10 protein-coding genes are annotated in these 12,603 nt (G+C 46.7%); 7 read left to right on the top strand and 3 right to left on the bottom strand.

The window, feature by feature from the left end:
- Window positions 1–21 precede the first annotated feature (21 nt).
- Complete coding sequence (locus tag L6H65_RS20535; protein WP_236344559.1) at window positions 22–1,752, bottom strand: M28 family peptidase; 1,731 nt, start codon at window positions 1,750–1,752, stop codon at window positions 22–24.
- Window positions 1,753–1,921: 169 nt separating this feature from the next.
- Entirely contained in the window at window positions 1,922–2,731 is an 810-nt protein-coding gene (locus tag L6H65_RS20530; RefSeq protein ID WP_236344557.1) for a hypothetical protein, read from the bottom strand.
- 289 nt (window positions 2,732–3,020) lie between these two features.
- On the opposite strand from L6H65_RS20530, the gene L6H65_RS20525 reads away from it, so the two are divergent.
- The 7 genes from L6H65_RS20525 (at window position 3,021) to L6H65_RS20495 (ending at window position 10,912) form a co-directional block, all read left to right on the top strand.
- The gene (locus L6H65_RS20525) at window positions 3,021–5,114 is read left to right on the top strand and encodes a zinc ribbon domain-containing protein YvbJ (RefSeq protein ID WP_236344555.1); all 2,094 of its coding nucleotides are present in this window, start codon (window positions 3,021–3,023) and stop codon (window positions 5,112–5,114) included.
- 41 nt (window positions 5,115–5,155) lie between these two features.
- The gene (locus L6H65_RS20520; RefSeq protein ID WP_236344554.1) at window positions 5,156–5,809 is read left to right on the top strand and encodes a zinc-ribbon domain-containing protein; all 654 of its coding nucleotides are present in this window, start codon (window positions 5,156–5,158) and stop codon (window positions 5,807–5,809) included.
- Between the two features lie 275 nt (window positions 5,810–6,084).
- Window positions 6,085–6,495, top strand: a complete 411-nt coding sequence (locus L6H65_RS20515) for a hypothetical protein (protein ID WP_236344553.1) — start codon at window positions 6,085–6,087, stop codon at window positions 6,493–6,495.
- A 183-nt stretch (window positions 6,496–6,678) separates the two neighbouring features.
- A complete protein-coding gene (locus L6H65_RS20510) occupies window positions 6,679–7,479 on the top strand; it encodes an HAD family hydrolase (protein ID WP_236344552.1) in 801 nt (266 codons plus the stop codon).
- A gap of 77 nt (window positions 7,480–7,556) precedes the next feature.
- Window positions 7,557–8,204 carry an SLOG family protein gene (locus L6H65_RS20505; RefSeq protein WP_236344551.1) on the top strand — a complete coding sequence of 216 codons (648 nt, stop codon included), beginning with the start codon at window positions 7,557–7,559 and terminating at the stop codon, window positions 8,202–8,204.
- Between the two features lie 533 nt (window positions 8,205–8,737).
- A complete protein-coding gene (locus tag L6H65_RS20500) occupies window positions 8,738–9,919 on the top strand; it encodes a stalk domain-containing protein (RefSeq protein ID WP_236344550.1) in 1,182 nt (393 codons plus the stop codon).
- Between the two features lie 210 nt (window positions 9,920–10,129).
- Window positions 10,130–10,912, top strand: a complete 783-nt coding sequence (locus L6H65_RS20495) for a nucleotidyltransferase domain-containing protein (RefSeq protein WP_236344549.1) — start codon at window positions 10,130–10,132, stop codon at window positions 10,910–10,912.
- Between the two features lie 12 nt (window positions 10,913–10,924).
- Here the strand turns inward: L6H65_RS20495 and L6H65_RS20490 are convergent, their stop codons facing one another.
- Window positions 10,925–12,451, bottom strand: a complete 1,527-nt coding sequence (locus L6H65_RS20490) for an Eco57I restriction-modification methylase domain-containing protein (protein ID WP_236344547.1) — start codon at window positions 12,449–12,451, stop codon at window positions 10,925–10,927.
- Window positions 12,452–12,603: the final 152 nt, after the last annotated feature.

Below are 12,603 nucleotides of genomic sequence, written 5' to 3'. Positions count from 1 at the left end.
CAGCAGGGGCATAGCCGCCCCTTACAGTATTCTGAGCAGACTGGTCGCGATGAGCAGGATGCCAGCTGTGAATGATATAACAGGAATGGCCTTTTTGTGAATCGTCCCCCACAAGGAGAAGTACGGCAGCAGCAAGCTGAGTGGGAACAAACAGGCCAGAAAGAAAACGAACCATAGTGAAAAGGGCAGCAGCATGAACAAGATTGCAACGAACGGTATGGAGACAAGCAGCCCAGGAATCGCGAATACGATTAGAATCGACTGCATGATAGATGGCCTGATGCTGTTGAGCCGGAATACGAGGGACAATCCCGCCAGCATGCCAATGGTCGACCATAGGAACATATACATTCCGCCTGGAAAAATGAAATACGAGATGATGACAAAGGTAAGCTGCAGAACCGCTACGCCAAAGTATAAATTGTATAGTGAGGTCCGTTTCTCGAAGGAAGGATACCTTCTGGCCAAGAGCGCAATTGCAAGAAGCAGCATTCCAGCACCAAGGTATATGCTGACGTCAGGATCGTTGAAGAGCTGCCGGTTATGGGCAAAAGCAAGCTGAAGCAGCCAGCCCAAAACAGCGATTGCGAGCATAATGATGAAGGAAATGAACAAGAAGGTGTAGCTCGCTTTAAGCGTTGCTGGCAGGGAGAGCTTTCCCTTCCTCAAGCCGGTATGCATAGTCCAATAGAACAAAATGAGCGTGACAATCATCAGATACAGGTTCCACTTTTGCGGATAGACAACCACGTTATGGCCTGCGAGATTGAAATAGGTTGCCTTCTCCTCGTCTGTCGCTTCATGCAGATTCTGATTGCCCATATATTGAACCATGGATGCTGCATGAGAGCCATGATGCTGAAGGCTTCCTTCATGGATGTTGTCGATATTGTCAGCTTCCGTATGATAGGCATCCAGCCCATAGGTGTATGCGAAATTCAACCCTTGAATGCCCATTTTCTTGAAAATGGTCATATCTGTACTGTTGGGCATATAGGTATACAGATTGAATACAAAGGAATAGGCGATTGGATACGGGGCTGCCTGGACGAAATCGCGCATCAAGCTGTAATTATGCGTCTGCCCTGTCTCGAACAAGACGGAGGGGCCGCCTTTGCCGCGGGCTTCGAAGTTGAGCACAATTCCGATATCGGACGGATTCGAATAGTGGCTTGCAAATGCTTTGGCCCCCAGCAGATCAAGCTCCTCGCCATCGGTGAACAGCAGGATGACATCATTCTTCAAGGCTGGTCCTGACGTTATAAGCCTCGCTGTTTCCAGTAAGGTAACTACACCTGAACCATCGTCGCTTGCGCCATTGCTTTCCGGCACGGAGTCATAATGAGCGCTGAGCATGACGGCTTTGGTGCTGTCCGTACCCTTAATAGTGGCGATCACATTGAAGACATCAACAGATTGTCCGTTGATGGGATACGTTGACTTCTGAATGCCGGGTTCAAGGCCAAGCTCCTCCAATTGGCTGAGTAAATAATTCCTTACTCGTTCGAGCTCGGCAGAGCCTGTTGGATGCGGCTTTTGCGCGATTTGCTCCAGATGCTTCATAGCCCGCTCGGATGAAAAGACATTGTGTGGAGCTGAACTGGGCACTGCTTTCGGCGGGAGAAAAGGAGTCAGGGACAGATACAGCGCGAGAGCAATGAGCAACGATTGGACAATGATGTGCATCATTCTCGTCCATATCGTGCCATTATTAGAAGCTGCTGAATCGTTCATGATTGGACTCGGACGCATAGGCAGGAACCTCTTTTCGCTTAGAAGAAATGGGTTGTTATGAGAGAGTTACACCACCGTATGCGGCGCTGAAACAGGAATTTATGGATAATAATACTATTTCCAATTAGAAGTATATGATTCGACAGATTTCGCTGTCAATCTTTTGCAACAAATAATTTTTAGGGTGTTATTGCGGATTCATCGTTTTTTGCGGCAGGAGATGCAGCGTGCTGGCTGTCATCTTCCACTGCGTGAACGTCTCGCCTGCACCTTCGGCATAAGCCTGGAACAGGTTGACACTGGAATCATAAACAACAATCTGCGCGCCTAGAGCTTCATTCACATTAGCGGCTTCGATGCGATCACCGGTCTGCTGATAGATTGTCGTGTCTGCGGCAGTGCCGACAGTCGAAATAATTTCAAGGCTGCCATCGTTATTGGCATCTGCCTCCAGTGTATGTCCGTCAATTCGGACAAGCAGGAAGGGGGCGGATTCGTCTAATCCGATGTAATAAGCAATTGGCGCATTCGCACCGATCGCACCGGTCACCTTCATATCATCCTCAGAGAATGCTGCTGTGTCAGAGGCTTCATACAAATCCACGGCAGATACAGCATTTCCAATTTCCCCGATTTCGTATACCTTGGAACCGATGTGAAGCGCAGCATAGACCTGCTCCTCATCGCTTGCTTTTCTAAATATTTCGATTTCCCCATTCTTGAGCTTCATCCTCATCATTGCCGTGTACCTGTCTGCCTTGCTGTCCCGCAAGGACAACGGCTTCCTTGGCGCCTCAATGTCCTTAAAGCTTAATGCGATTGATTGCTTATGATTATTCGTATCCGAATCGCTCGCATCATTCGTCATTTCCTGTTGGCTTGGGGACTCATTCTTCACGGGAGAATTGTCGGGCAAGGCGTGCTCCTTCGTATTGCCGTTGCAGCCTGCTAATATCGCCATAGCTCCACCAATTATAATCAGTCGAAACAGCTTCATCTCATCTTCAACTTCCTTTCCTCGTCAGTAGCTTGTACGAATAATAGACGTTGGTCAGCGTGTATTTGTTTGAGAAACGAGGAGCTATTTTCAATCTTTGATCATACAAAATAACCGCTTTCCTATTCGGTTTTTACAATGATACTTTTATCCTAAAAGAAGACTCGCAAACCGAAACTAATTGACTATTAAGTGGCATTAAATTACTTTTAAAAGTAGTATTATTTTACTATAATGACTTGAAGGTTAATAGGGTGCAGAAGTGCAACAGCTAACAGGGGGAATAGAAATGGCAACATGTCAAAGCTGTGGAGCAGCAATAGAAAGCGATTATCGATTTTGCAGAGGCTGTGGAGCTTCATTAGCACCAGCACCGCAAGGGCAATTGCCCCCAAACCCGCAAGGCATTCAATTGGACAAAAGCTCGCAAGCACCGCAGTCAGCGGAAAAAGCGCAGCCAGAAATATCGCAGCCAGAAATACCGCGGGACGCTGCTTCCCAGCACGCAGAGCCGCCAACGTCATCGCAGCCACCAAAAGTACAGGCGAATACGCCAGCGGCGTCGCAGCCTGCGACGGTACAGGCGAATGCGCCAGCGCAGCCTGCGACGATACAACCTGCTCCTCCTGCTAGTAACGGCAGGCCGCCTGCCGGGACTCGCGGAATATCCAGAAGAAATGTGCTGCTGCTTGCTGCAGTCGTGCTTCTGGCTGGAATCTTGTACGGCGCCTACGAGTTTGGAGCTTACTGGACGTCTAAGGAGCGGCTGATTGATAATTTTGAAACGGCGCTTCAAGATCAGGATGGCAAGGCTCTTGCGGGATTGCTGGCCTCTGATGATGAGAAGCTTGTCATTAATGAGGAAACGATTAGCGGTTATATGAAATTCATGAAGGAAAATTCAACATATGTGAATAAAACAATCCGGGCACTGACCAAGGAATCCTTCCTGCTGGAGGATGATTGGGCGGCTGAAGGGGATGAGAATGAAGTCATCCATCTGAGGAAGTCGGGCAAGTTCTTATTCTACGACCAGTATGAGCTGGTAGTTTCGCCTGTTTTTATAACAATTTCTACGAATTATAAGGATGCCGCATTAACGATTAACGGCAAGGAGGTAGCCAAGTCGGACAAACCGGATTACTCGCAGCGCTTCGGCCCGTATTTCCCGGGGATTTACAAGCTGGAGGCTAAGCTGAAGACGGATTTCGTCGCATTGGAGAAGCAAGAGGAGGCTATCGTCATGACTGCGGGGGAGGAGTTCTCCGCTTCGCTATATTTGGACGGACAAGAGGTTTCCTTCGATACGAATACGAATGGGGTTAGCGATCTGAAGGGAAAGCTACTCATTAATGGCAAGGATACCGGCATCAATCCGTTCGAGACTCAGACCTTCGGACCCGTTACGACCGATGGCGCTATGAAGCTGGCCATTGAAGCCGAATACCCGTGGGGCACGATGAAGACCGCTGAAATTCCGATCAATGGAAGCCATGTTGAAATCAATTTGGCCGAAAACAGCCCCATACAGGATGAAATTGTGGATGCTGTCGTGAAGTACAACAAGGAAGAGCTGGAGGCTTTCACCTCAGGCGAGGTCCAGAAGATTACACAAGGTACAGATAATATTAAGTCATCCCTCCAGGAAAGAATCGACTACGAGAAGCAGCAGCAGAGTTCCTATACCGGCAAATATACGGGAGCGAGCATCGATATGGAATCCTTTGCGCTTACTTATGATGAAGGGAAATGGAAGGTCAGCGTTCTCACCATTGCCAAGTATATGAGTGCGTATTATTACACTGCGGATGTAGTGCCGGACCTCGGCGAGGATGGGCAAGGGCGTTATTTTGTGCTGATATATGATGAGGCGAGCAAAAAATGGCAGGTTGATGTTATTCAAACCTTCTATGACGGTTATGACATGAGCGACAATATGAAGGAGATCGAGGAGAAGGACCCGGCATTGTTCACCTCTGCTTGGAAGCCAACTGTTAGCGCAGCCAGCTCTGAGATCAGTCAATTGACAATTGAGAATTTTATGGTTGACTATCTTTCAACCTCGGTGCGAGCTATCAATGAACGCAATTTTGATATTGTCGCTCCTTTAATGGACCCTGCTGGACCCGTCTACAACGAATCCTATGAATATATTAATTATTTGGAGACGAAGGGCATTACAGAGGAGCTTGTCCATGCTTCGGTTGATGATGTGCAGGCGATGGAGGACTCGCAGAGCTATAAAGTGACAACGAGCGAAACGTACAATATTTCCTACAGCGATGGCTCCGTCAAGACCAAAAGCTATAAGTCTGTGTTTCAATTAGTCGTCATCGATAGCGAATTGCGGACCTATAAGCTGATTAGCACCAAGGAGCAATAATCGAATGTACGCGTTCCTATTATGAAAGGCAGGGAATAGACATGTATTGCGGAAAATGTGGCAACAAACTAGAAGAGCATGTGGCATATTGCAGCAATTGCGGCTCAGCAGTTATTCAGCAATCAACACCAATGCAAGCTCCAGCCTCGATACCGAGTCCCGTATCAGCTCCCGTACCGGGTCCCATATCAGTTCCCGTACCGACTCCCGTACCGGGTCCCATATCAGCTCCCGTACCGACTCCCGTACCGGGTCCCGGTCCCGTTCCGATTCGAAGCGGTTCTGATAATAAGAAGCTTATCATTATTGCGGTTATAGCCATTGTTGTCATATTTGGCGCATACAAGCTGTTCAGCGGCGGCGGAAGCCAGTCGGATCCGGGCTCTGCTGTGGAAGGATTTATTGAAGCGGCAAATGATCAAGATATCGACGAGATGATGAAATATTTTCTGCCGAATCCCGATCTGACAGGAAGGGAGCTTCAGCGGGCGAAGATAGAGCTGGAGCGGAACGTTTACGATTTTGAAGCCAAGAAGTATAAGATTCTTCATGTAGAAGAGTACGGCAATCAAGCAGTGGTTGAGTATATGATCGGAATTGAACGAGATGGTGAGCTGGTCACAAGGGATGATGAATTTGAGCTTGTCAGAATAGATGGCAAATGGTACATCGATGGGGATATTTTTGACCTGTAATTGAATAACGGGCGCACCGCGCACAGCTTTAAGCTCGGTGTGGCGTTATATGACGGTGCTGGACTACATGGATGGATAGTATCTAGTAATAAAGTCTCATTCTGTGGAAATTGTATAAGCTGATTTATTTGTTTTAATATAGTTTAGAGCGAAAAATAAGTAAAATGATGTAGGAAAAAGGAATTTGATAGGGGCATGTTGAATACAACATTTGGATAAGTATGGATCATGCTTATACCAATAATGACACTCATCAAGAGTAGGAGGAATTTAAAGTGGAAGGCAACAAAATTGTACTGCCCTTGCTGGGAGCTCTAGTGGCATCAATAATCGGGGGAGCGATATGGGCGTTAATTGGAGTTTGGACTGAATCAGAGCTTGGTGTGATCGCTTGGGCAATCGGGGGATTGACAGGTTTTACGGTGGCATTGTTAGCTAACAAGCAGGTTGCTGTCGCGCATCAGGTTGTGGCAGTCATTGCCAGCCTGCTCGGTATCTTATTGGGCAAATATTTCATGTTCGGATACTTGCTTGGTGAGTTTGAAGGCATATTCAACAGTGAAATCTTCACCTTGTTCACCGAGAACATTCGAGAGTTTTTCCAAGGCATGGATATCCTGTTTATCGCTCTTGCAGTTATTACAGCTTGGCAATTGCCGAAACAACTATCCCGTAACAACGGGTAGTAATAGTAATATGGAGAATGCCCCGAACTCGGGGCATTCTTTTGTATACATTTGTTTTGCGAGCCTCGAAGTTCGAAGCGAAGTGAAGTCGTGAAAGTTGAAGTATTGAAATGAACGAGGGGCTGCTGCGCAGGGGAATATTTTTGCGACCGCTGACACCTACATAACTAGGAGGAGATGCCAATGAAATTCGCTGCTGTCGTTCTGGATTTGGATGGAACCTATTTGAATGCGAAGAAAGAAGTGACCCCGAGGAATCTGGCTGCTGTTCTGGAGTGCCATCGAAGAGGGATGAGAATCATTTTTGCAACAGCGCGTCCTCCGCGAGCGGTACAAGAGTTTCTGCCTGAGGAGCTTCTAGCGATGGGCAGCTTTGTTTACTACAATGGGGCTCAAGTCATTTGCAGGCAATCTCGAACGGAATACAATGAATCCATCCCGAGCTCATTGACAGCAGAGATTATAGCGTATTGTACAGGGCTTCATCCTGACAGTGAATTGACGATGGAGGTAAGGGATCAATGGTATAGTCTGAGGCCGCTTAATTATATGGACATGATGGCGACCAAGAGCAATCCAATTGTAAAGGCACTAGATGAATTGCAGCAGTATGATGCAACCAAGATATTGCTCACTAACTTCGAGCACGCGGAGCTTGTTATCCAAAGGTTCGGACAACGGGCCAACGTCCTGATCACAGATAACGGTACAGTTATGCAGATTATGCCCCTGGAAGCTTCCAAGGAAGGCGCTGTTAAGAGGCTGTGCATGGATTTTAATCTAGCATTGGATTCCGTTGTTGTGTTCGGCGATGACCATAACGATATCGGTTTGTTCAAGTCGTGCGGATACCCGGTTGCGATGGGGAATGCGATAAAAGAGTTAAAAGAACTGGCCCGCGAAACGACAGCCAGCAATGATGACGATGGTGTGGCGATAGTGTTAGAGAGGCTGGTTGGCGAAGGAAGCATTATGTTAGAATAAGCAAAGAATGATGGAAAACTTCCCCTTGAATCGGAAGTCTTCTAATTCGAATATCAAGACTGAGAACGGGGAAATAGATGAAGAATCTCCTCATTACCGGTTATCGGGCACATGAGCTGTCTATTTATGACGAGAAAAATAAGGGTATTCCGTACATTCGGAAGGCGATTTCCAACAAGCTGATTCCTTTAATAGAGGAAGGGCTGGAATGGGTCATAACACCTGGGCAATACGGTGTCGATCTGTGGGCCTGCGAAGTGGTTATTGCATTAAAGCGGGATTACCCTCGCTTGAAGCTGTCGATCCTTACGGCTTATTTGAATCCGGAGGAGCGATGGAAGGAAGAAAAGAAAACCTTTTACAAGGAAGTGCTGAAGGGCGTAGATTATTACGGAGCGGTCAGCAAGCAGCCATATATTGATGTGTGGCAGCTGCGCAACAGAGACGATTTGCTTTTTGCGAAGACAGACGGCATCTTGCTTGTGTATGACGAGGATGCCGGGGCAGGAAGCCCAAGGTTCTATAAAGAACGGGCGCTGAAAAAGCAGGATGAAGAAGGCTATCGTTACATTTGCATCGGCTCAGAGGAAATACAAAGCGTAGCAGACGAAGAGCGGATGAACAGTGTCGAAGAAGGAATTAGTGTAGATGAACGAATGGGTGCTGACGAAGAGGGAATGGGCAGTGAACCAGAATGGATGGACACTGACGTAGAGGGATTGTAGCGGTGAAGATGAACCATAACAGCAAAAGTCAGGTTGTACAGTATCAGCCCACTCAAACCTGCAAAAATACACTTCCTGGATCTAATATAGCTGCCCGCAGCCAAAGTAACTGCGAAAATACATCAACTATCACCGGAACCTAACGTATATCGCGTTTATCCGTTTTTTTGAAGTATTTATGCAGGTAAATCGATTGAAATGATCTTTTCTCGGCCGACTACCTGTATTTTTGCAGTAGCGAAAGTGCAAACAAGCAATGGCTATTCCAGTGTACTGAAGGAGAAGCACCGCACCAAGCTCCAAACGCCGTCCATTACTGGGGGCTTGCCATAGAGATTGGAGCAGACAGCCTCAACGAGTTGTCCGCTAAGGAAGAGAGGGTCTCGGCAAATGCCGAGACCCTCTCTTTCTCATGTGCTTTCTAAAATATTGATAAAACTAACGATATTAATCTTTTATTTTCCAGATGGATCGACTATAATAGCTTCTTAGACTTACAAATACATACAAATTAATAAGGGGAATTGAAGAAAATGATTAAATATGCAATCAAAACAATTGTTATGCTTGTGGTGTTGGCTTTATTCGTTCCTGCGTTCGTACCGGCAATTGCTGATGCGAAATCGGATACCAGTGTGTTCGTGAATGGCAAAAAAATTGTTTACTCTCAAGCGCCTATAACGGAAAACAATACAACGCTTGTGTCGGCGAGAGAGACGATGGAGGGCCTGGGTCTGAGCTTCAGCTGGGACAAGGCGAACAAGAGAGTGATTGGAACAAATGGCGAAATGACGCTGACGCTTACGCTGGGCAGTCCTGTCGGTACAGTTAATGGCGTATCCGTATTTCTAGGTTCCCCAGCAGTTGAACGAAACGGCCGGATCATGATTCCATTGCGATTCTTGCTGGACGGTCTGGGAGCAACGATGCAGAAGAAGGGAAGCCAGCTTAACATTGCGACTGCGCCAATAGAGAAAAGCAACCATTATACGGGGCTGCCATTGGAAATTACGAATACAGCAGTTAAAAATTTGAGCAATGAGTCCATCAGCGTAACCTATGCAACATTCATGTACTTGTATGAGGATAATACGATCTACAGAAAGGTATTCACAATGCAGCTGGCTCCAGGCCAGAAGAGCGCCTTCGAGCATGCTTCTGCCTCCATAAGTGATAGGCTGAATGTGGAAGGCAAGCGATATGAATTTTATGGAAGAGCAGTGCAGAGTATCACCATCGGCGAGGAAGAAATCCCGAGCTTGGGGTATGATTTTGCGAACCGGATGTACATGGGAAAAGAGTTCGACAAGAACCTGAGAACGCTGTACGAGAAGTTCAGCACGGATATGAAGAAGAAATTGAAGGAAGAGCTTAAGAAGAACAAAAATATCCCGTTAAAAATTGATAGCTCTGCTGTTGTAAAGAACGCATACAATTATTCGGATGCCGAAATCACAGTTACGAACCTGACGGAGAAGCGGATTGTTTCCTTCGAGCTGTCCTTCAGCTGTTATGATGCCTACAATGATCCGGTTAACCGCTCGTTCACGACGAGCAATCGTTTCTATGGAAAGGCCAACGATATTAGTGTCAAGATGGCTGAAACCTATACGTTCACATGGGATTTGTTCTCCTTCAGCGGTACAAGTAAAATCAGCAATGTTAAAATCGATAAAGTCGCTTTCTCTGACGGTACAGTCTGGAAAAGAAAGTAATACAACAACCTGCGCATAATAGCGCAGCATATACCACTTCATTAACAAACAGGTCCATTATGCGCAAAGACATAATGGACCTGTTTGTTTGCAGCTGGGCTGCTCACAGGAGGCGCTGCCTCTCCTCGTAATACTTATACCATGTTCACAATTTGCTCCTGCTGGTAATAATGAAACAATTAGAAACAACAAAGGCAGGAGGGAAGCGACATGACGGATTATTATAAGAAGATCATTGAAGGGCTGGCAGCCATTGAGCAGGAAGAGGGCGTGCGTATTCTGTATGCATGCGAATCAGGCAGCCGGGCATGGGGATTCCCATCCAAGGACAGCGATTATGATGTGAGATTCATCTATATTCGACCGGTGGAGTGGTACTTGTCGATCTTTGATCGAAGGGATGTTATCGAGCGTCCCATCAGCAATATGCTCGATATGAATGGATGGGACTTGAAGAAAACGCTTAATCTATTCAAAAAGTCGAACCCGACATTATTAGAATGGCTGCAGTCTCCCATCTCTTATATGGAGCCCTTCAGCACAGCCGGGAAAATTCGCGGTCTATGCGCTTTGACATTTTCGCCAAGGTCTTGCCTGTATCATTATCTTCATATGGCACGGGTCAATTACAGGGTGTATCTTCAAAGTGCGGAAGTCCGGATCAAGAAATATTTTTACGTTCTTAGGCCGATATTGGCATGCGACTGGATCGAGCGTTATCAATCGATGCCGCCTATCCAATTCGATCTCCTCGTAGAACGTCTAGTTCCGTCAGATAGCGAATTGAAGGCGGTAATTGAACAGCTGCTTGAGAGGAAGAAGGCTGGCGATGAGCTTGATTATGAGCCGAGAATTAATCCCATCAATGAATATTTGGAGCAGCGTATCGCTTACTTCGAGAATGCGACTTCTGCCGTACCGGCTTCACAGAGCTGGAGAGATGAAGAGCTAGACGAGCTGTTTCGGTCTGCTTTACAGGAAGTGTATCCGTAACAGCTGCTCCTGTTATCTGTTATACAAATCATTGCAAATACGGTTCAGCTCCTCATCGATGCTTAGGTCGGGGGAGCCGGTTGTCTGCCAATGCAGCAGTTGATTTCTTGTTAGTCCGTCAATCCGTTCAAGCATGGAATCAGGGGGAATAATGAAAGGAATCTTCTTAATATAGTTAGCTGAATTATTAGCGGTATGATTAATGGCATGAATGATCGTATTAACAATCGAAGAGTTGAGCATAGCCAGCAGCACGTACAGAAGTCCCTTTTCGCGAGGGAAGATGCCGACGATGGATTGGTCAAAAATTTGCTGCTGAATCAGGCTGGCGCTTACCTTGGAGGACTTCACCAATGGCAGGGCGATTCCCTCCTGAAAGTAGAACCTGGCGTTCTGGAATCGGGCCTTCGCATCTGTTCGATAATGGCGCACAGCTTCCTGACTCCAATTCAGGAACCAGTCATTGTCCCGCAGATAGCCTTTGGCATTGCCTTTCACAATCGGAATATAGCATCTGTCTCCGGCAAGTCCGTTCAGCAGATCGGGATGAGTCAAATAATCGATGCTGATCTCCTCTGGCTTGATCCCCTCACAGCGGCTTAAATTGCGTACAGAAGAGCTGGCGACTCTAAGAAAACGGCTGTTGTCGCCAGAATAGAATCCAGTGACACAATCCGAGATATCGCCTATTGTTGTGGCGGAATTGTTAATGAGCAGGCGGATACGTTGTCCAGATTGGAATAGAAATGCCCGCCCTACAGAATTGTATATTTCCTGCTGACTCATGGTCGCTACTTGCAGCGTATTCGCATGGCTTCCTCTAGTAACGGCTGCAATATCGGCTGGCTTCTTCAAGCCGTGAATAATTGTAACCATATTGCCAAGCGCTGCTTCTTGCTCGGCTCTCTCCACGGTGATGATAGCCAAATTGGAATATCCGAATTTAACGCCAGGGAAGAAGCTGGAGGGGATTAGCAGAATTTCCTTCATTATTGTTTGCTGGAGCAGATATTCTCTTAGTCCTTGGTGCATATGCAAATTGAGAAAAGTGTCCGGAATTATGAAGGTAAGCCGCCCACTCTTCTTGAGGAGCGAGACACATCGCTGCAGGAACAGGGAGTAGGTTTCTTTGACATAACTGCCGCTGTAACGGCTCTTCAGCTCGCCTCTCTTCTCATAGTTCTGCCAGGCGCCATAGGGTGGGTTGCCGATTATTCGGTCGTAATATCCATTCTCCGCTGCCTTGTGATCGAGGTCTGTATCCAGCAGCGTATCCGTGTGTACGATATTCACATTGCTGATGCAGTCGTACTTGCATTTTAATGCAGCGACTGCTTCCGGATTCAATTCGAGCGCCGTTATATCAAGGTTGGGATCGGTCTTAAGCAGTGCTTCGATAAATTCACCGTCACCCGCAGAGGGCTCAAGTATCTTATGACCGTAAGCGGGTTCAAGCCGATTAATCATATACTCTCTAATATATTCGGATTTCGTATAGTAAGAGCGATACAGATCTTCTGCCGGAATTAATGTTGTCATAGTGCCTCCTATGATGCTGGCGGATAAATGTGGGTTACAACTTATGATGATCATAAGGGAAAGTATAGCTGATAGCAATGAACAGAAGATTTTAGATCCCCGAAAATCGCAAATTATTATAACTTTTTCCATTTATAGATCGTCTCTATAGA

Origin of the sequence: Paenibacillus plantiphilus (assembly GCF_927798095.1) — a bacterium.
Lineage (GTDB): Bacteria > Bacillota > Bacilli > Paenibacillales > Paenibacillaceae > Paenibacillus_Z > Paenibacillus_Z plantiphilus.
This window is presented reverse-complemented; position numbering and strand designations above follow the sequence as displayed.

Coding starts and splice junctions, on each gene's coding strand:
- L6H65_RS20505 (WP_236344551.1), top strand. CDS start 7,557: ATGAAGAATCTCCTCATTACCGGTTATCGGGCACATGAGCTGTCTATT.
- L6H65_RS20520 (WP_236344554.1), top strand. CDS start 5,156: ATGTATTGCGGAAAATGTGGCAACAAACTAGAAGAGCATGTGGCATAT.
- L6H65_RS20495 (WP_236344549.1), top strand. CDS start 10,130: ATGACGGATTATTATAAGAAGATCATTGAAGGGCTGGCAGCCATTGAG.
- L6H65_RS20510 (WP_236344552.1), top strand. CDS start 6,679: ATGAAATTCGCTGCTGTCGTTCTGGATTTGGATGGAACCTATTTGAAT.
- L6H65_RS20490 (WP_236344547.1), bottom strand. CDS start 12,451: ATGACAACATTAATTCCGGCAGAAGATCTGTATCGCTCTTACTATACG.
- L6H65_RS20500 (WP_236344550.1), top strand. CDS start 8,738: ATGATTAAATATGCAATCAAAACAATTGTTATGCTTGTGGTGTTGGCT.
- L6H65_RS20535 (WP_236344559.1), bottom strand. CDS start 1,752: ATGCGTCCGAGTCCAATCATGAACGATTCAGCAGCTTCTAATAATGGC.
- L6H65_RS20530 (WP_236344557.1), bottom strand. CDS start 2,731: ATGAAGCTGTTTCGACTGATTATAATTGGTGGAGCTATGGCGATATTA.
- L6H65_RS20525 (WP_236344555.1), top strand. CDS start 3,021: ATGGCAACATGTCAAAGCTGTGGAGCAGCAATAGAAAGCGATTATCGA.